This window comes from Flavobacterium sp. Root420 (assembly GCF_001427905.1).
Classification (GTDB): domain Bacteria; phylum Bacteroidota; class Bacteroidia; order Flavobacteriales; family Flavobacteriaceae; genus Flavobacterium.
This window is the reverse complement of sequence record NZ_LMEF01000012.1, coordinates 484837-505849: the sequence shown is the minus strand read 5'-3', so window position 1 is coordinate 505849 and position 21013 is coordinate 484837. Positions and strand designations below refer to the sequence as shown.

The 21013-nt window shown below is 34.5% G+C and carries 15 protein-coding genes; 6 read left to right on the top strand and 9 right to left on the bottom strand.

Going from position 1 to position 21013, the window contains the following annotated elements:
* Positions 1-66: 66 nt before the first annotated feature.
* Entirely contained in the window at positions 67-5745 is a 5679-nt protein-coding gene (locus tag ASC72_RS09845; protein WP_056190294.1) for an alpha-2-macroglobulin, read from the bottom strand.
* A gap of 183 nt (positions 5746-5928) precedes the next feature.
* Positions 5929-6372 (bottom strand): nucleoside deaminase, encoded by a 444-nt coding sequence (locus tag ASC72_RS09840; RefSeq protein WP_056190293.1) that lies wholly within the window; start codon positions 6370-6372, stop codon positions 5929-5931.
* A gap of 220 nt (positions 6373-6592) precedes the next feature.
* Between ASC72_RS09840 and ASC72_RS09835 the strand changes: the two genes are divergently transcribed.
* From ASC72_RS09835 to ASC72_RS09820, 4 genes are read left to right on the top strand one after another with little or no spacing between them, the layout of a single operon-like run.
* The gene (locus tag ASC72_RS09835) at positions 6593-7366 is read left to right on the top strand and encodes an energy transducer TonB (protein WP_056190290.1); all 774 of its coding nucleotides are present in this window, start codon (positions 6593-6595) and stop codon (positions 7364-7366) included.
* 2 nt (positions 7367-7368) lie between these two features.
* On the top strand, positions 7369-8241 hold the full coding sequence (locus tag ASC72_RS09830; RefSeq protein ID WP_056190288.1) for a hypothetical protein: 873 nt from the start codon (positions 7369-7371) through the stop codon (positions 8239-8241).
* A 53-nt stretch (positions 8242-8294) separates the two neighbouring features.
* Positions 8295-10082 carry a 1-deoxy-D-xylulose-5-phosphate synthase gene (locus ASC72_RS09825; RefSeq protein WP_056190287.1) on the top strand — a complete coding sequence of 596 codons (1788 nt, stop codon included), beginning with the start codon at positions 8295-8297 and terminating at the stop codon, positions 10080-10082.
* A gap of 35 nt (positions 10083-10117) precedes the next feature.
* Complete coding sequence (locus tag ASC72_RS09820) at positions 10118-11119, top strand: DUF3078 domain-containing protein (RefSeq protein WP_056190285.1); 1002 nt, start codon at positions 10118-10120, stop codon at positions 11117-11119.
* A gap of 102 nt (positions 11120-11221) precedes the next feature.
* Here the strand turns inward: ASC72_RS09820 and ASC72_RS09815 are convergent, their stop codons facing one another.
* The 3 genes from ASC72_RS09815 to ASC72_RS09805 all read right to left on the bottom strand — a co-directional run bounded on the left by ASC72_RS09815 (position 11222) and on the right by ASC72_RS09805 (position 13632).
* On the bottom strand, positions 11222-12568 hold the full coding sequence (locus ASC72_RS09815; protein WP_056190283.1) for a deoxyguanosinetriphosphate triphosphohydrolase: 1347 nt from the start codon (positions 12566-12568) through the stop codon (positions 11222-11224).
* Positions 12569-12636: 68 nt separating this feature from the next.
* Positions 12637-13113, bottom strand: coding sequence for an RDD family protein (locus ASC72_RS09810; protein WP_056190281.1), 477 nt, complete (start codon positions 13111-13113; stop codon positions 12637-12639).
* A gap of 57 nt (positions 13114-13170) precedes the next feature.
* The gene (locus tag ASC72_RS09805; RefSeq protein WP_056190279.1) at positions 13171-13632 is read right to left on the bottom strand and encodes an Lrp/AsnC family transcriptional regulator; all 462 of its coding nucleotides are present in this window, start codon (positions 13630-13632) and stop codon (positions 13171-13173) included.
* Between the two features lie 157 nt (positions 13633-13789).
* Between ASC72_RS09805 and metE the strand changes: the two genes are divergently transcribed.
* Positions 13790-16114, top strand: a complete 2325-nt coding sequence (gene metE / locus ASC72_RS09800; RefSeq protein WP_056190277.1) for a 5-methyltetrahydropteroyltriglutamate--homocysteine S-methyltransferase — start codon at positions 13790-13792, stop codon at positions 16112-16114.
* Between the two features lie 361 nt (positions 16115-16475).
* Here metE and ASC72_RS09795 read toward each other — a convergent pair whose 3' ends face one another.
* Entirely contained in the window at positions 16476-17054 is a 579-nt protein-coding gene (locus tag ASC72_RS09795; protein WP_056190275.1) for an outer membrane beta-barrel protein, read from the bottom strand.
* A gap of 135 nt (positions 17055-17189) precedes the next feature.
* Between ASC72_RS09795 and gldA the strand changes: the two genes are divergently transcribed.
* Positions 17190-18086: a gliding motility-associated ABC transporter ATP-binding subunit GldA gene (gldA, locus tag ASC72_RS09790; protein ID WP_056190272.1), complete on the top strand. Its 897-nt coding sequence runs from the start codon at positions 17190-17192 to the stop codon at positions 18084-18086.
* A 67-nt stretch (positions 18087-18153) separates the two neighbouring features.
* Here gldA and ASC72_RS09785 read toward each other — a convergent pair whose 3' ends face one another.
* The 3 genes from ASC72_RS09785 to ASC72_RS09775 form a co-directional block, all read right to left on the bottom strand.
* On the bottom strand, positions 18154-18915 hold the full coding sequence (locus ASC72_RS09785) for a hypothetical protein (RefSeq protein ID WP_056190271.1): 762 nt from the start codon (positions 18913-18915) through the stop codon (positions 18154-18156).
* Between the two features lie 82 nt (positions 18916-18997).
* Positions 18998-20122, bottom strand: a complete 1125-nt coding sequence (locus ASC72_RS09780) for an AraC family transcriptional regulator (protein WP_056190269.1) — start codon at positions 20120-20122, stop codon at positions 18998-19000.
* Positions 20123-20147: 25 nt separating this feature from the next.
* The gene (locus ASC72_RS09775; protein ID WP_082564279.1) at positions 20148-21002 is read right to left on the bottom strand and encodes an alpha/beta hydrolase; all 855 of its coding nucleotides are present in this window, start codon (positions 21000-21002) and stop codon (positions 20148-20150) included.
* Between the last annotated feature and the right edge of the window lie 11 nt (positions 21003-21013).

The following is a 21013-nucleotide window of genomic DNA, read 5'->3' as shown; positions in this document are numbered from 1 at the left end:
GTATCTTTTTCTTTCTTTAACTAACTCAATAATACCTAACAGGTTTTGGAAACCTGTTAGGATACGTTACTTCACAACCTCAACCCAGAAAGCTTTTGTTCTAGCTAAGAAAGTATTATCATACATGGCTTCGCACTGTAAACCAGGCAAATAATAATTCCCAAGATAAGAAGCGTTCAACAAAATTCTAAAGACTTTTGTTTCTCCGGCTTTCATTCCAAAATAGAAATTGGTTCTGTCGTCACGAATATCAATATAGTCAGCAATATTGTTTGTTGCATCTCCGTAATCGGTAAAACGTGTGTTTACAATTTCAAAACCTGAAGGCAGAATTTGTGACAATGCTACGTTTTCTACATGTTCATTTCTTTGATTTCTTATCGTAACCTCAGCAATAAACTCGGTTCCCTGACTAATTTTTGAAACATTAATGACGCTTCCTTTTCTGTTTTTAAAAACAATAGAAGCCGAAACATCACTCTGAATTGCTTTCTCTTGCCCGATTGGCAGTATTCCGGTATTCAAAACACGAACGTAAACGGTATTGTTTTTAATATTTTTCAGTGTTACGCTATTAGCACCAGTTTGAACAACCAGACTTCTGTCAGCAATTGTTTTTTGAGTGTTAATTGTCTCGCCTTTTCCATTTTTACTAAACTGAATATTAATTCCTTTTGGCCCGTTGCTAACGGCGAATTTAGACATTGCATAAAGGCAATAAGCTGTTGTCTGCGTGCTCATCCACTGATTGTTTGACATTTGTTTTGCCAATTTTGTAGCCATCACAAATGCTTTTTGCTTTTGCCCTAAAAGCAACATTGTTTCTAACGCCATTGCTCTGTTTCTCTCGCTTGAACCATAATAGTAATAATTATAATTACTCGATTCGTCTTCAATTTTGCTATGTAAAAACAAGTTCAATCCGGCTGATTTTTGTCCAGCCAAAACATACGCCGCCGCTAAACGCAAATTACTTTCGTTCGAAATTCCTTTTGTTTCTCGCAATCTGTTCATAGAAGATAAATCGGCATTTCCGGCTAGGACCAAAGTGTACAATCTATACGCCTGAGCTAAATCATTTCCGTATTTTGGTTCAAAACGCCATTGTTTAGCTTCACGTTGTTGGTACGAAATCCATTTTGATTTGAAATTAATTGGCAAAACATACCCTTTTTTCTCTGCTTCAATTAAGAAATGTCCGGCATAAGAAGTTCCCCAATCATCTGCAATCGTATTACCTTGCCAGTAAGCGACTCCTCCATTGGACAATTGAAAACTTCCTAATCTTGTAATTCCGGCTGTAATATTCTTTTGAATAATGCCTTTTCGCGTCGCGTCCAAATCAACAACATCATTCAAATACAACTGTGGAAAAACAGAAGAAGTCGTTTGCTCCACACATCCATGAGGATATTGAATAAGATATTGCAATCTTCCATTCAAATTCATCGTTGGCATTGACGAAACCTCTAATCGTGCTTTATTGCTTCCTGAAACTCCAAAAGTTTTCCATGAAATGGTTTTGGTGCTATTTGGAGGCAGCATCACATCGGTATAAGTATTCGTAACCGGATTCGGGTTCGTCATATCAATTTCGACATCGTAAACTGATTTCTCTTTTCCAGAAGTTGCAATAACCTGCACTTTTGCAATTCCGGTAGCGGAACCAACTACTAGATTGAAATAGGCCATTTTTTCGTCAGGCGAAGCAAAAGTCAAGGATTGTGTTGCGCTTCCCATTACTTTTAAGCCATTGCTCGTTTTAATCTGAATCGAAACGTTTTTGATATTATTTTCCGTCGCAAAAACCGTAACCGGAATCGTTACTTTTTCTGAAGGTGAAATTTTTCTCGGCAATGAAGCCAAAACCATCAAAGGACTTTTAACCGGAGTTGCTTTTTCAACACTTCCGTAGGCGCTTGTATTTGCATCGCCCGCAACCACCATAGTTCGAACAGAACCAATATATTTTGGTAGTTTTAACTGATGTGATTTCGTCTGTCCTTTTTCTAATTTAAATGGTCCGTAGTAAAGCACTACCGGTTTAAAACGATTTGCCTTTTTAGCTTTTCCACCGCCTAAATCCTGATCTCCACCAATACTGAAAATCTGATTTATTTTTCCGCCATATGCTCCTATTACGTCATCGTAAATATCCCAGGTTTTAACGCCCAAAGCTTCACGAACATAAAAGCTATCCCAAGCATTTGGTGTTTTAAAACGGGTTAAATCCAATAAGCCTTCGTCAACGACTGCAATGGTATAGGTCATTTCTTTTCCGGTTTTTTCGCCCACTTTTACCGTAAAGGTCTGCTCTGGTTTTAAAACGTCAGGCATTGAAAGTGTTGGAGCCAAAATGGTATTTTTATCCACAACTTCAATCGGAACTATACCATACATACGAATAGGCGAATCGTTTTTAGTTGAAGCGTGTGGCTGCAACAATGTAATATTAAAATACACATTTGGAGCCATTGCCGAAGTTATCGGAACTTCCACTTTTGTTTCTCCTTTTTGCGTTTTAGCCCAAATGGTCTGCACCACTTTTGAGCCATTTTCTATAGAAATCAAAGCGCGTCCGCCTTCACTTGAAGGGAAAGAGATTTGCGCTTTTTCACCTACTGCATAATTTTTCTTATCTGTAGAAAAAACCAACATGTTTGCAGTTGAAGCATCTCTGTTTCTTGTTTTACCAGACCAAATTGGCCAGTCTATATTTACTGTTAAAGCTGTTGCGTGACCATCTGTATTATCTGAAACACGAATCAAATAACGTCCCCATTCTTCATCGGTTAACGAAAACTGAACACTTCCTTTTCCACTTGAATCGGTATTGATTACAAATGTTTTGTATGAAGTCGTTGCATTCGAAGAGTTGTAATTCGATAAATTATCGCTCGATGCATCCCACCACCAGCGCCATTCTACTTTATATACTTTTACTTCAAGGTTTCTAACCGATTTTGGTCTTCCATTTTCATCAACTGTGACAATATCAAAACGATTGTTGGTTCTGGTTTCCAGCATGCCATATTTGTTAGGTTCCGGCGATTTAATTCCAACATAGGTTTTGTACGGAGAATACGTTGTCGAAATCACATCGGTACTAAAATCCCCTCCTTCTTCATACACTTTTGTGATGAAGGAAGCACGAAGCATTCCCGGTGCCTGACCTTGTAATTTTGGCTGGATATTTACCGATGCTTTTCCATTTTCGTTTAATTTTCCGGAGAAAACATTTATTTCTTCTGTGCTGAATTGACGCACTAAATCATCAAAACTAAATTTCTCATATCCCTTAAAAGTGGTTGCTTGCTGAGAAAATTTCGCCTGCATTTCTACATTTAGATTTTTAGCAATCGCACCGTGAAGCCAGGTTACTTCGAGATTATCGGTATTTGGATAAGAAGATGAAAGTGTTTTTCTGGTAAATGTATTTTTGATTTTTAAACGATTTGGTTTGATCGTTTCTATTTTGATGCTTTTGTAAAATTTAGCGCCACCAACACTTACCATTGCTTCCCAATTTCCTGTTGGTGCATCCTGGCTTGTTGGAACAGTAAAAGCATAATGATTTAGTTCATTTGTTTTTTGAACGGTCTGATAAACCGTTTTCCCATTCGGATCATTCAATCTGAATTTGATTGGATGTGACTTCGGAAGTTTGTTTGAAGCATCATTCAAAATGAAAGACAAATACAGATTATCGCCCGGGCGCCAAACGCCACGTTCTCCATAAATAAAGCCCTTTAAACCTTTTTGCAAGGTTTCGCCGGCAACATCAAAATTACTGACAGATAAAGAAAGTCCGTCATCCAGCTTCACGTAAGTGGATTGATTTCCTAAGGAAACAATAGCAAAATAGGCAAATTTATTTAGCTGAAAAGAGGCAATTCCTTCACTACTTGTAGCTACAGTTGCTATTTTTTGCTGCTGATAGGTATACAAATCGACTCTGGCATTCGAAACCGGTTCGGTAGTTACAATATTGTTTACAGCAAATAAATACGATTTGTTTTCACCTCTTTTTGCTATTACGCCTAAATCAGTTGCTAAGATGTTGGTTGCTATTTTAGCATTGTAATAATACGAACCTGTACAAGGATCCTGGCTTTCTCTCCATTCGTAATCGTCATAGTAATAGTCATCATAGGAGTTCTCGCTGTAATTTACATCATTCTCATCTACTTCTTCTTCCTCTTCTTCATTTTGATCAGCCTCTGAAGTTTCACATTTGTATAGAGAATATTTCTTTTTATAAACGAATTCTACACGGTAAATTGCTCCGGGTTCCGGCGTGATTATTTTAGATAAATCCAAAGCAAAGGTGTTCCACTTACTCGGATTAATCAATTTGCTTTCAATTAAATTCAGTGTGGTTTTGGCGATGGGCTGCGCCACTTTCTTGAGATTTTGAGCACCGTTTAATTCATTGTACTGCAAAAACTGAAGAATATTATTCTTGTAAATTTTATAGACTTTTACATCAACAGCACTTAAGTTTACTGCCTCGAAATTCAGTTTTAAATTATTGGAGCTTGGCAGAATAGTTCCATTTTTAATGAAACGAACACTTGGTTTTATCTGGTCAAAAGAGATTTTATCGCTGTAATTGGAGTCCATTTTTTTGCCGTACTGACTTTCGATTCCCTGAAAAACTTCAATCAATAAATCTCCGGCCAAAATTTGTTCGGGTTCAGCTGCGGTTTCTTCTTCTTCCTGAACGACTTCTACGGTATCAACAACCGCCGCAGCGCTATCAACTACAACTGTTGCCGAATCAACCAATGAAACTGCAGTTTCTTCAACAGGTACTGAAACAGTAACTTCTTTTTGAACTGGTGCTTTTTCATTATTAAAATATACTTTCAGTAAATTCCCCTGAGTTGAAAATTTCAGATTATTGGTATTTTGAATTGAAACCAAACCTTTAAAATCCTGCCCTTTTTCTAAAGGTTCTGAAAAATTAATTAAAACCGATTGATTGCTTCCGTCCGGAACCTCAACTTTGACGATTTTAAATTCGTTTATATTGGTAATCGGAACATCGATTTGTCCTTTCTGATCAATATCAAAATCACTTCCGTCATAAATAATCTCCAGATTTGTGGCTTCAGTATAACGTTGAATACTATCAATTATAAAATGGAATTCTTTTCCGGAACCGGAGTTTTTCTCAAATTTAATTTTAAGATCATTGCCTTTTTGCTTAGCCTCAACTAACTTTTTAGCGGTTTCAATATCAATATTATCTGCTGTTTTTAAAACGCAGTTCAGGTATTGATATTCCTTGCTGTACGATTGAATATCAGCCGTATTTATCGTAAAATCCTGTTTAATGGTTTTGACCGTAAAATTGAAATCAGAAAGCTCTTTTTCTTTCTCTTTTGGAAGTGTAATCAGTTTATCTAAGTTTAAAGTAACCTGATATTCTGTTCCCGGTTTTAGCTTTTTTTCCGGAATAAAAGCAATGGTGTTAGGAGAAAGCGCAACGACTTTACCATCTACACTTGGAGAGATATCAAATAAATCGCTGTCTAAAACCTGATTGGCTTTCCACTCTTTTTTATCGAAGGCCAAAACTACCCGAATGTCCGATTCCGACGAGACTAATCCCCCCGTGAAACTGACTATATACTCTTTAAATAATGAAAAATCGGAATTGAAATCGGCAGCTGATTTTCTACCGCAAGATTGAAAAATAAAAAACACACAAAACACGAGAACTAATCCTTTTGCTTTCACTTTTATTTAGAGTTAATGGGTTACGAATTTTAAAAAATGACAGAACGTTTTAACATTTCACTATTAAAACCATAACTAGCGAAATGCCAATTATATTGTAGTAAATGTAAAGTATTTTCTGTGATTTTTTAAGAGGAAAATTCGCTAAGTGAAATTATTTTTTTGAAGTAAAAAAGGAAGCGATTATTTACGTCTTTCAATAAAAAACCGTTTCATTAAATCGGCAGCTTCATTGGCCATAATTCCTGAAACGACGGTAGTTTTGGGATGTAGTTTTGTTCCCATAATCATAAAACCACGTTGCTCATCACGAGCACCAAAAACAATTTTTGAGATCTGACTCCAATACAAAGCACCTGCACACATTTGGCAAGGTTCAAGCGTCACATATAAAGTACAATCTTTTAGGTATTTCCCTCCAAGAAAATTGGCTGCTGCTGTTATGGATTGCATTTCGGCATGTGCCGTAACATCGTTTAATAATTCGGTTAAATTATGACTGCTTGCAATTACTTTATTGGCCACCACAATAACGGCTCCAACAGGAATTTCGCCTTTCTCAAAAGCCATCTCAGCTTCCTGCAAAGCTTTTTTCATAAAGTATTCGTCGGTGAAAGGATTTATCATAGATGCAAAAATACGTTTTTGAAATAATTATTTCTGAATTATAGATCTAAAAAACATTGATTAAAACCTTAGATTTCTCCCTTCCTATTATTACTTATCAAAATTAATCGCCTCAAATAAGGTGTGTTTTTGAGGCGATTAACACAATTAATTGCCTCATAATTTTTAAAAAAGATTTTCGTATCTATTTTTTATTACATTTAAATACTGATATTCAAACATGGAAAGAAAATACAAATTAACGATACCGGAACCTTGTACAGAAAACTGGAACAAAATGACTCCAAACGAAAATGGTCGTTTTTGCATGGGCTGTTCTAAAACTGTTATTGATTTTTCTATCATGTCATCAGATGAAATAGAGCATTTTTTCATTCAGAATCAAAACAAAAAAATCTGTGGAAGGATTAAAAATGAACAATTAGAAAGCTTAATGATTCAGATTCCAAGTCAGGTTTTATATACACAGACGAATTATCATAAAATGTTTTTACTGGCATTGTTTATTGCTATGGGAACAACTTTATTTAGTTGTCAGGATAAAAACGGAAAGAAACAAAAAATTGATAAAGTAGAAATTGTTGACGATAATCCGAAGTCCTCTGCGACACTAGGTATGGTTGTAGTTCCCGATGATCATCAAATAAAAGACAAGGACATAGAAAAAGTTATTGACTATGATGATATTTTTAATCCGGTAAATTTAGATGTTGTACCGGTTCCGGAAAATGGAATAGAAAAATTTTATGCCTTTGTTAATAATAATTATGTCATTCCGAATAAAAAAGAAAAATATACTGGAAAAATATACATCTCATTTGTCATAGAAAAAGACGGGAGTTTAAGTACTTTCAAAATACTTAGAGATGCAGGAACCGGAACTGGAGAAGAAGCTATTAGGGTTTTAAAAATGGCTCCAAAATGGATTCCGGGGAAATTAAATAATCATCTAGTTAGAACATCTTACAACTTACCAATTTCATTTAAGCAATAAAAATGGAAAGAAAATACAAATTAACGATACCGGAACCTTGCACAGAGAACTGGGACGAAATGACACCTAAAGAAAATGGCCGCTTCTGCTTAAGCTGTTCTAAAACTGTTGTTGATTTTACAGCAATGTTGCCAGATGAAGTACAGCATTTTTTCATTGAAAATCAAAATAATAAAGTTTGTGGAAGATTTAAAAAATCTCAATTGGATACGATAACGATTCAAATTCCGAGTCGTATTTTGTATACGCAAACGCATTATCATAAATTATTTTTATTGGCATTGTTTATTGCAATGGGAACAACTTTGTTTAGTTGTAAAGACGAAAATGGAAACAAGCAAAAAATTGAGAAAGTACAAGTTGTTCAAGACGATGCTCCTGTAGAACATATTACCGTCGGAGAAACGACATCTAAAAGCAAAAATTCAGATGGAGCTTTTTTACTGCCACCTCCGCCACCTCCAAAAGTAGACCATGTTAAATTTGTAAAACCAGTTTCTGTAAATTCCAATAAAACCATTAAAGACAAAAAACAATCTTCAAAGCAAGTTAAAGAAGATGATTCACAATTTGTTACAGATGCTGTATTGCAGACAAATGCAGAATTTCCCGGAGGTATTGACCCATTCTATACCTTTTTTGGAAATGAATTTAAAAAACCGGAAAATATAAATACCAAAAATCTCAAAATTAGAATCTCTTTTGCAGTAGAAAAAAACGGGTCTTTGTCCTATATTGAATCAATACCAGCTATTGACAAAACTGTAGAGCAAGAGATTATTAGAGTTTTAAGTTTATCTCCAAAATGGCAGCCAGGAGAATCTAATGGAAAAAAAATAAGAATCCAATATTCTTTACCAATTGTATTGGAATGAGATCGCAGTTATAAAATTAAATTTAAAACCGTAAATTTGCTTTTTATCTTACAATGAAAAGCAATTTACTCTCCAACATATTCAATCCCGCCGATTTACGTCTTTTAAAAGAAGAACAGCTTCCAGAGGTTGCTCAGGAATTACGTCAATTTATAATTGATGTTGTTTCTGTGAAAGAAGGACATTTAGGCGCGAGTTTAGGCGTTGTTGAATTGACCATTGCCTTACATTATGTTTTTAATACCCCCGAAGATTTATTGGTTTGGGATGTTGGACATCAGGCTTATGGGCATAAAATTTTAACCGAAAGAAGAGAAAATTTTCATACCAACAGACAAATTGGAGGTATATCCGGTTTTCCAAAAAGAAGCGAAAGTATTTATGATACTTTTGGTGTTGGACATTCTTCCACTTCAATTTCTGCCGCACTCGGAATGGCGATTGCATCCAAATTAAAGGGCGATTTCAACAAACAGCATATAGCAGTAATCGGCGACGCTTCGATTGCAAGCGGAATGGCTTTTGAAGGTTTAAATCATGCCGGTGTAACAGATGCTAACTTACTGGTTATCCTGAATGACAATGCTATCGGAATTGACCCAAGTGTTGGCGCACTTAAAAAATATCTTACTGCTGTAAAAGAAGGTAAAAATCCGAAGAAAAATAACATGATCAAGTCTCTGAATTTTGATTATTCGGGACCAATTGACGGTCATGATCTTCCGACTTTAATTAAAGAATTAAACAGATTAAAAAACATAAAAGGCCCTAAATTCCTTCATATTGTTACTACAAAAGGAAAAGGTCTACAGCAAGCAGAAGAAAATCAGGTTAAATATCATGCTCCTGGAAAATTTGATGCTTTAACTGGAGAACTCCTTTTAAAATCAGAAGAAAATTTACCTCCAAAATATCAGGATGTTTTTGGCTTAACCATTTTAGATTTAGCCAAAAAGAATGAAAAAATCATCGGAATCACGCCTGCAATGCCATCAGGAAGTTCCTTAAAATTTATGATGGATGAAATTCCGGAACGTGCGTTTGATGTTGGAATTGCAGAACAGCATGCCGTAACCCTTGCCGCAGGAATGGCAACTCAAGGTATGATTGTGTATTGTAACATTTATTCTACCTTTTTACAGCGTGCTTACGATCAGGTTATTCACGATGTCGCTTTACAAAATCTTCCGGTAATTTTTTGTTTGGACAGAGCCGGTTTGGTTGGTGAAGATGGCGCTACGCATCATGGTGTTTTTGATATTGCTTATTTAAGAGCAATTCCGAATATGATTATCTACGCACCAATCAACGAAATTGCACTTCAAAACATATTATATACCGCTCAATTAGGGCTAAATCACCCAATCGCAATTCGATATCCCCGCGGCAGAGGTGTTTTACCAAAGTGGGAAGTAGAAAATTTCGGACATTATGAAAAAATTAAAATTGGCGAGGCAGACTGCCTAAAAAGCGGCACAAAAATTGCGGTTTTATCAACGGGAAGTATTGGCAATAATGTTATTGAAGCACTGAATGAATGTTCAAATTCCAGTGCGATTGCACATTATGACTTTCCATTTATTAAGCCATTGGATATCAAACTATTAAAATCAATTTTTTCTGTTTTTGAACGTATTATTACGATCGAAGACGGGACTGTAAATGGAGGTTTTGGAAGCGCAATTTTAGAGTTTGCAGCAGCAAATAGCTTTAAAAATGAGATCAAAATTTTAGGCATTCCTGACCAGTTTATTGAGCATGGAACCGTGAATCAATTACAACAATTGTGTAAAATTGACGTTAAAAGTTTGATAAATCTTTTTTCAACCGATTCAAAATAATTATTTTGCACAACCAAAATATTAAAATCAACCTAATGAAATTATTGCGTTCTACCTTTTTATTGCTGTTGCTTTTGTGTACTTCAAATAACTTTGCTCAAATTATACAAACTACTTTAGACCCTAATCAGTTACCAAAACTGCCTTCTAACTGGACTAAAAAAAATCAAGTTGGTTTTGATATTTCAGAAATTGCTTTTGTGAACTGGAGTGCCGGGGGAACAAGTTCTATTTCGGGTTTATTCAAAGGTGAATTTGGAAGAACTTATGCCAAAGGAAATCATAAATGGGTAAACGAACTTATTGTAAAATACGGTTTAAACAAACAAGACGGGACTGAATTAAGAAAAACTGACGACGCTCTTTTGATTAACTCCACTTACGGATTTAGAAAGGATACCATTTCAAACTGGTATTATTCAGCGAAATTTAATTTCAATACACAATTTTCGAACGGTTACAATTATCCAAACAGAGATATCGCAATTTCGAAACCTTTTGCACCAGCTTATATCTTTTTAGGAGCCGGAGCGGAAAATTCAAACAAAAAGAAAAACAGAACATTTTATTTCTCTCCAATTACTTTAAAGACCACTTTGGTACTGGATGACTACTTGGCTAATCAGGGATCTTTTGGTGTTAAAAAAGCAGTGTATGCACCAGATCCTCTTGACCCTACCGCTCAGATATTAATTGAAGAAGGACAAAAGGTAAAGGCCGAATTTGGTATTTTATTTACCGGATATATGAAAAGCGAGATTTACAAAAATGTATTTTACGAAAACAGATTGAGTTTATATACTGATTATCTAAACAAATTCGGTAACGTCGACGTCGATTATGACACACGCCTGGATCTTGTTGTAAATGCCTATGTTAAAGCAAATATTGGTTTGCATTTAATATATGATGACGACATCAAAACCAAAAAAGATGTTGTTGATGCCACTACAGGAGCAACAACTCAGGTAAATGACGGTCCAAGAGCCCAGTTGAGACAAGTTTTAGGAGTTGGTTTGGTTTATGCTTTTCAATAATTAAAATGGTATTTCTCCAATAGTAAGAGAATAAAAAAATCACCCCATAAAAATGATATTTTTATGGGGTGATTTTTTTTACTGAAACCTAATTAGCTCTATTTAATTATTTTTTCTTCCGTTAATTGTTTCGAATAATTCCAACGCGTTCCCGTCCGTTAAAAGCGAAACATAATGACAGATATGAAGCAGACGCTCGTATAAATTGCCTTTATCCAAATGATGTTTTTCCGGCAGCATTTTCAAAATCAGTTTATCGTAGTTTGAAGCCGTTCCGTCATATTTATTATTGAATGCTGTTATGAATTTATCCAACAAAGTTTGAATAATTTGATAACCCACAATTTCTTTCTCGATTACTTCGCGGCTCTGATAGATTTTCTCCACACTTAAATTGATAATATCGTTCATCTGAGCTTTGTACTTACTTTTATCAGTTAAAGCATAGGGAAATTCTCCAGCCAAAATTGCTTCTTCATTTTCAATAAAAACATCTACTGCATCATTAATTAACGCACCAATTGCCAAAGCACGCAAATAACTAATTCGATCTTCTTTGGTTTCTAATAATTTATATTTGGCAACACCTATATTATCTTTCACCAGTTTTATAAGGTATTCTAACGCATAATCTTCAGAAACCAATCCCAAATTTATTCCATCTTCAAAATCGATAATCGTGTAGCAAATATCATCTGCAGCTTCAACTAAATAAGCTAAAGGATGTCTTTCAAAACCGATATCGCCATCAGATTTGTTGGGAATCATTCCCATATCATGGGCAACCTCCTCAAAGAATGCTTTATCTGTCTGAAAGAAACCATATTTTTTGTCGGCAATATTATTGGTTGGTTTTTTAGGAAGACTTTCTTTCGGATATTTCATAAAAGCGCCCAAAGTCGCGTATGAAATTCTTAACCCGCCTTCAATTCCCGGACGGCTTGCAGTCAATACTGAAAATCCATTTGCGTTTCCTTCAAAATCTATTAAATCCTGCCATTGTTTAGCCGTCAATTTATCTTTATACTTCAATCCATTTCCGATTGAAAAATACTCGCCAATTGCTTTCTCACCAGAATGTCCAAAAGGAGGATTTCCAATATCATGCGCTAATGAAGCTGCAGCCACAATAGCTCCAAAATCATTCATATGATAACCATGAATTTCTTTTAAATACGGATATTTTTCGATGATTCTTTTTCCAACCAAACGTCCTAAAGAACGTCCGACAACTGAAACTTCTAAACTGTGCGTTAATCTTGTATGCACAAAATCTGTTTTTGAAAGCGGAATAACCTGTGTTTTATCCTGCAAAGATCTAAATGCCGCCGAAAAGATAATTCTGTCATAATCAACTTCAAAACCTAGTCGCGTGTCGTCTTGTTCTACACGTAATCTTTTGCTTGTATCGCCTTGGCGTTTTAGTGATAAAAGTTGTTCCCAGTTCATTTTTTAATTTTAGATTTCAGATTGTTGATTTTAGATTTAGGATCTAAACGCCAAAAATACATTTTATTTTAGGACTTTTCTAAAGATACTAATTCGAGATGTTCTTTTATTTGCTCTTCGAGTTTAGATTTTACAACAACAAAAGTTTGAGAATTTTTATCATGCAAACCTAAAGCACGACCTCTTAAAAAACTCAATGGTTCAAAGGGAAAAATGCGTATTAAAGTTCGCGCCAAGATGTTAATAAGAGTCGGTTTTGAACCGTCTCTCATTACAACAATTGTTTTAGTAAAATATTTGGCTGGAGACCGGGCAAAAAATGCCTCTGTAATTCCAAAATATACAAAACTAATAATACTCCAAAACAAATAACGTTCAATTATACCAGAAAGATTTATTCCTTTTGAAATCTCCAAATTAATTAGAAAAATTATTACCAATCTAACAATAATAACCTTTATTATACCGTCAATAATAAAGTTTAAAAATCGCTTTTGTTTTGATGCCAATAAATAATTTGAGATTTCAAAATCTTCATTCTTCATTTTTATTTCTGATTTAGGAAAGCTAAAAATACATTTTATTTTAGGATTTTAAAGTCATTAAAACTCCAATGCCGTACTATGCTTTATTTCTCCCATTACAAAAATACTGTTCGTATTCCCGATGTTTTCAATCGTCGATAATTTATTCATTACAAAATCCTGATAACTAGCCATATCTTTGACTAAAATCTTCAGCATAAAATCATAATCGCCTGCAATATTGTAACATTCTATAATTTCAGGAAGTGCCACAATATCTTTCACAAAATTGCTACCCACGTTTTTTGCGTGCTCTTTTAAACGAACATTACAAAAAACAGTCATCCCTCGATTCATTTTATTTTTATCCAACAAGGCAACATATTTGGTAATATATCCGTCTCTTTCCAATCTTTTTATACGCTCGTAAACAGGCGTAACTGTCAGAAATAATTTACTGGCAAGGTCTTTTGTATTGATATTTGAGTTTTCCTGAAGGTGTTTCAGTATCAATAAATCGGTTTTATCTAAATTTTCCATAGTAATTTTTACGGCTAAAGGTTCTTTAAAAAGAGTTTCACAGTATTATAATCTTCAAAAAATCACTTTTAAAAGACAATTTACTTAAATAATAACCAAATATAAGTTTTATAATCTAATACAATAAATTTGTTCAGTAAAAAATACTGAATCAAAAATGAAAACAAATAATTTAGGTTACCCAAGAATTGGCAGCAACAGAGAATTAAAAAAAGCCTCAGAATTGTATTGGGCAGGGAAAATTTCTGTGGATGAATTAATCGAAACCGGAAAAGATATTCGTCGCAGAAACTGGCATTTACAATCAGAAGCCGGGGTTGATTTAATTCCGTCTAACGATTTTTCTTTTTACGATCAGGTTTTGGATTTGACTTTGACTGTTGGAGCAATTCCGCAGCGTTATCAGGAATTCGCTAAAACTAATTCGGCTATCGATTTGTATTTTGCAATGGCAAGAGGTGCCCAAAAAGACGGACAGGATGTTGTCGCAATGGAAATGACAAAATGGTTCGATACCAATTATCATTACATCGTTCCTGAATTCACGAAGAACCAAAAATTTGAATTGTTTTCTGAAAAAATAATTAATGAATTCAAAGAAGCAAATGCTTTAAAAATCGCAACAAAACCAGTTTTAATTGGACCGATTTCGTATTTGCTTTTGGGAAAAGAAAAAGAAGAAGGTTTTCATCGAATTGATCTTATTGATAAATTGCTTCCCGTTTACTTCGAAATTTTCGAAAAATTACAAGCCGAAAATGTGGAATATATTCAGTTAGACGAACCTTTCTTAGCTTTGAATTTAACAGATAAAGAGCGTAATACTTTCACAAAAGTGTACAATGAAATCAACATTCGTTTTCCTAAAATTAAAATCATTCTAGCGAATTATTTTGATTGCTTTGGAGAGAATTTGGCAACTGCATTGGCTTTGCCTGTTGATACTTTCCATTTAGATTTGGTACGTTGTCCTTCTCAATTAGATGATATTTTAGAATCAGGACAATTGGCTTCAAATGTAAATCTTTCTTTGGGAGTTGTTGACGGAAGAAATATCTGGAAAAATGATTTCAAAAAATCGTTAGAATTAATTCAAAAAGCAATTGATGCTTTGGGTGAAAACAGAATTTTAGTAGCACCGTCTTGTTCTTTAATTCACAGTCCGTGCGATTTAGATTTAGAGACAAATGATGAAACACTTACGCCGGAAATCAAACAATGGCTGGCTTTTGCCAAACAAAAAATCAACGAAATTGTACTTTTAAAACAATTTGCTTCGAACGAAATTGATGTAAAAAATTCGATTGATTTTGAAAGAAACGTAATAGCAAATGACAATCGTAAAACTTCAAAATTAATTCATAACAATGAAGTCAAAGCGCGTGTCGCCAGAATTACAGTTTCTGATGACAAACGTAAAAGTACTTTTGCAATAAGAAGGAAAAGCCAGATTGAGGCTTTAGATTTGCCTTTATTCCCGACAACCACAATTGGTTCTTTTCCACAAACGGCTGAAGTAAGAAGCTGGAGAGCAAAGTTCAAAAAAGGAGAATTAACCACAGAACAATACAACGATCTGATCGAAAAAGAAACCGAAGCTACGATTCGTTTTCAGGAAGAAACCGGAATTGATGTTTTGGTTCACGGAGAATTCGAACGTAATGATATGGTCGAATATTTTGGAGAACAATTGGCCGGATTCACTTTTACAAAAAATGGCTGGGTGCAAAGTTACGGAAGCCGTTGTGTAAAACCTCCGGTTATTTATGGCGATGTTTCAAGACCAAACCCAATGACAGTAAAATGGTCGAAATATGCGCAGTCTTTAACTCCAAAATGGGTAAAAGGAATGTTGACAGGACCGGTAACTATTTTACAATGGTCGTTTGTTCGTAACGATCAGCCACGTTCTGAAACTTGTACACAAATTGCATTGGCGATTCGTGATGAAGTGGTAGATCTTGAAAAAGCCGGAATCAAAATCATTCAAATTGATGAGCCTGCAATTCGCGAAGGATTACCTTTAAGAAAAGAAGAATGGGCAAATTATTTAAGTTGGGCTGTAAAAGCGTTCCGTATTTCTGCAAGTGGCGTTCAGGACGATACACAAATTCACACACATATGTGTTACAGCGAATTCAACGATATCATTCAAAACATCGCCGATATGGATGCTGATGTTATCACAATTGAATGTTCGCGTTCTCAAATGGAACTTTTAGATGCTTTTGCCAACTTTAAATATCCAAACGAAATTGGACCTGGAGTTTATGATATTCATTCGCCACGTGTGCCTTCAAGCGCCGAAATGGTTCGATTATTAGAAAAAGCTTCGGCAGTTATTCCGGTAGATCAATTATGGGTAAATCCGGATTGTGGTTTAAAAACACGTCATTGGGATGAAACTAAAAAAGCCTTAATCGAAATGGTTGCTGCTGCTCAGGAAATGAGAGCTGTCGTTGAAAACGGCGCAACCGTATAATTTCATTTGAATATATTTTTGTTTTTTAGTGCCAACAAGTGGAATCGAAAATTCTTGTAGTTATGATTTAGTTTCGATTTCACTTAAGTTGGCATTTTTATTTAGAGAAAGCAAATTATGATCTAATAGAGCGTATTTAAAAATATACAATTTTCGTTTTTTGAAGCAGAAAATTTTCGTTTTCAAAACACGACCAGTCCCGCTATCCGCTATATCTTTTTCTGTCTAAAGGAGCCAGAAAAAGGATATCGCTTCTATCGGGGCTAAATGAGAATGTTTAGTTTTCATAAGATTTCAGGCAGAAAACAAAAAAGCATCTGCCGCGGCAGATGCTTCTTCAAAATTGAAATATAATCTAAGATTAGAAATTTTTAGAAACCCCAATATTAAATGTTTTACCAAAATTAAAATCGAAGTTTTTATATTCTGGTCCGTTGTTTTCATAATTTATTGTACCGTAGTTTAAACCTCCAATATTAAAGTTTAGACCAAAACCTTTTTTCATATTGATAAAAAGAGCTGGTGTTACACCAACATACATACCATCACCTTTAGCAGTTGTAGTAATTGGTCCTGCATACGTTTTGTCTTTTTCACTTTGATAACCTAAACCTAATTCTGCAAAGAATGAAAAAGTTGGATTCAATGGCATTGTGTAACGTAAAAATGCGCCTAATTTCGTAGTATTGAATCTGTCTTCGTTTGTTCCTTGTTTGGTTTTAGAAGAACCAAAAGAAGCTTCACCTCCCACAGTCCAATTTTCATGAAACTGGTAACCTACCTTTGGAGAAAAGTCAAATTCATTGTTTTTTACTTCGTTATTCCCAAGAGTTCTTGTTTCTGAAGAATAACCAATACTTCCACCTACTAAGATTGTTCCTTTTTGAGCATTTGCAAAACTGCAGATAGCCAATGCAGCCATCACTAGAATTTTTTTCATAATTGAAATTTGTTTTATTTTAGCATTCCTTTAACAATAACGATGCCGTTGTTTTGGCTAAAAATTAAATTCTTTACAGAGCAAATTTTAGCAATCAAAACTATTTCTGTTTACTTTTGTAGCAAATAAAAAGTCATGTCGATAGAAGTAAACAGTATATCAAAAAGTTACGGAGCACAAAAAGCTTTAAATGGAATTTCTTTTAAAATTGAAAAAGGAGAGATCGTAGGATTCTTAGGCCCAAACGGTGCCGGAAAATCTACATTGATGAAAATTTTGACTACGTATTTACTTGCAGATTCTGGCGCAGCCCTTGTAAATGGTCATGATGTCATGACAAACACAAAAGCAGTTCAGCGTTCTATTGGTTATTTACCAGAGCATAATCCGTTGTATTTGGATTTGTATGTTCGTGAGTATTTGGCTTTTAATGCCGATGTTTATAAAGTTGCCAAATCAAGAATCGAAGAAGTTATTCAACTGACAGGCCTGTCAGCAGAAAGCCATAAAAAAATAGGACAATTATCTAAAGGATACCGCCAGCGTGTGGGGCTTGCGAACGCTTTATTGCACAATCCGGATGTTTTAATTTTAGATGAACCAACTACCGGCCTGGATCCGAATCAGTTAATGGAAATTAGAAATGTGATTAAAAATGTCGGGAAAGATAAAACAGTTTTTTTATCAACTCACATTATGCAGGAAGTGGAAGCTATTTGTGATCGTGTCATTATTATTGACAAAGGCCAAATTGTTGCAGATAAAAAATTAGACCATTTAGTTTCTGAAGATAAACAACAAGTTATAGAAGTTGAATTTGATTATCAGGTTGAAGAACAGCTTTTAGCAAAGCTCCCAAATATTACTTCATACATAAACACCCATGATATGACTTGGGAATTGACTTTTGTGGCAGATAAAGATATGCGTCCCGCTATTTTTGATTTTGCTAATGAAAACGGTTTGAAAACACTACAATTAAATCAGAAAAATAAAAATCTGGAGGCTGTTTTTAGAGAGATTACTAAGTAGTTTTCAGTCGCAGTTGCAGTTGTACATAAAAAGAGCTCGTTTAAATTATAATTTAAACGAGCTCTTTTTATTTCATTAAATTCTTCAGATAAATTGTAAATAACAAGGAAAGCAAAATTGCTGAAAGCCGTAAAATGTTTTTCAGAAAAACTCCATTAACTTGTATTGATTGTAAACTCGATTTTGTTTTAAAGAAGAAATCAATCCATTTTTTTGAATCCAATATAACCAGATAGAAAACGCCAATGGTTAACAATACAGATTGCAATAGCGCGCCGGCATTCATTTGATAAAACACATTAATTAAGGTTAAATTTAGAAGCAGAGAAAACAGAATTATTGCTCCGATTAATAATGTTCGTATAAATAATAACATATAGCCGCCAATAATTTGAATCAATGCTATTATTATTCCGAAAGCGTGTGAATATCCAAAATAATACCAAGTCAGCCATTCACCTGACTGCTGATTCATAGGCATACTGGAGATTTCCGCAGGAACAATAAATTGTAGTCCGTAGAATTTTTTCCACCCGAAACTCGCAATATTAAAAGCAATGCAATATCGAATACCACTGTATAAAATGGCGTAGACTTTGGCTGTATTTATTTTTTGTCTTTGTTCCAAAAAATGCCATACAAACGGAAATAAAACAGACAGGAGCAATGCAATTCCAACTCCCGAAAAAACTAAAACTGGCGGCAGCCACGGAACATTTCCACCATTGCCCAGCAACAAAAGCAAAGCAGCAATTTGAAGGCCAAGAATTAAAGAAGCGCCGTTTTTTTTTAAAATTGAATTTGAAATTTCTAAAGATGGTTCTAACATGGTTTTTATTTTTGAGTTAATATTCAGCAAATTTGAATATTAATCAAAAATCAAATGTTCGGGTGTACCTTTTCGAACGTAATTAAACTTCTTTTTTCATCAGGTCTGTATTAGATTTCACAAACTCTGTTGGAGATAATCCAATGTATTTTTTAAATGTAGTATTGAAAGTTGTTTTCGAATTAAAACCAGATTCAAAAGCAATTCCTAATATATTTAATTGACTATATTTCTCAGATAGAAGTAAGGTTTTTGCCTCTTCAATACGGTATTTATTTATAAAATTGTAGAAATTATCCTGATACATTTCGTTGATTAAAAACGAAGTTTCATTACTGGTAGCGTCTAATTTTTTAGCCAATTTCGGCAGACTCAAATCATTTTCTAAATATATTTTTTCTGACTGTATAAGCGTTTTTAATTTTTCATTTAATTCAGCCATTCGAGTATCTGAAACCCTTTTTGAATTTTCTTTTTTATCTATTTTGAGGGATGAAAGTTCCTGTAATTCACTTTGGCTAAAATCAAAAATCTCCCGTTGCTGCAATGAAAAGTACGCCAGAAAAAAAATGCTGGATAAGTACAGAAATGGTGTTAGATCAACTAGCTTTTTTAAATCGAAAAACAAGAGATTAAACCAAGCAAATACAATAACCAACAAAATCAGCAGAAAATATTTCAGCCATAACAAATCATTTTTTTCAACAGAAGATGAAAACTGTTTTATGTTTTTCAAATGTATTTGAAGTGTTGCAAAAGATAAAATCCAATAAATAATTATTTGTAATGGCAGTGCGTTCCTCAAAACAAAAAAAACTATTTTTCTTTCGTCCTCATCAAATTCAATATTTTTTCCTGTGACAAAAAATGGAATTCTAAAGATCAAAAAGCAAATAAAAGGCAGAAAATGCAATACATCTTTATGATGGATTTTTTTAGAAAATGAAGTAAAATATTGAATACTGATGTAAAGAAATGGTGCCGTTAAAAATCTCGACAAACCAATCGCTTCAAATAAATTTGGGTGTTTTAAATGAAAATTGGTATAAAACAAAGGTATTTCAATCATTGCCAAACCGAGGGTAATGATAAACAATCCCAGATAGCTGTTTGCAATTACATTTACTTTTCGGAGATTGGCAAACAATAAAAACCCCAACAGAAATGCCGCTCCCGAAGTAATACCCATTATAATTGGAGCGTTCATAGTATCAAAATTATTTTTAGCAAAATCATTTCACAAAATAATTATTGTCTTCGAACCAGTCCGCCAATCGTTGCGGCCATGTTTTTAAGGAGTTTGTTTTTGCTCTTTTTCCCATATTAAATGCATGTCCGCCTTTTGAATACAGATGCATTTCCACCGGAACATTTGCTTTTCGATATCCGTTAAGCAGTTCAATTATGGGAGCCGAACAACAGGAATCATCATTTGCCGCCAATAAAAAAGCGGGTGGTGCATCTGCCTTAATTTCTTTCGGGATAAACAATGGCCCGGGATAAACCAATATTTGAAAATTGGGTTGCGAGTCTATTTTATCAATTGGATCAGAAGTATTTTTCAAAACGTTATTGGCATTATAAGCGATCAAAGCGACTACTTCTCCGCCTGCTGAAAATCCCATTGCGCCAATTCGGTTAGCATCAATTTTAAATTCAGCAGCCCTGCTTCGAATTACTCTCATCGCTCTTTCAGCGTCCTGCTTAACATGAGTTTCTAACTTATAAGGTGAATCTTTAGTTCTTGCTAAACGATATTTTAAAACAAAAGCAGTTACTCCAATACTATTTAAAAAAGCAGCGGCATCTTTACCTTCTGAATTAAAAACCAGATTCTCATGTCCGCCTCCCGGGCAAATAAGTACTGCCATTCCGTTTGGCTTCTCTGGAAAATAAGCTGTTACAGAAGGATTATGAATATTCCTTACCCACCAATCCTGAGCTTGTTCAGGTTCATCTTTACGATTTTCGAAACCCGGAGCCCCATTTTCCCACAAGCCAATTTTGGTTCCGTTTTGTTGTGAAAATCCCTGATTACAAAAAATGAAAAAAAATAGATAAAGACAAAATTTAATTTCTGATTTCATGTCGAATCATT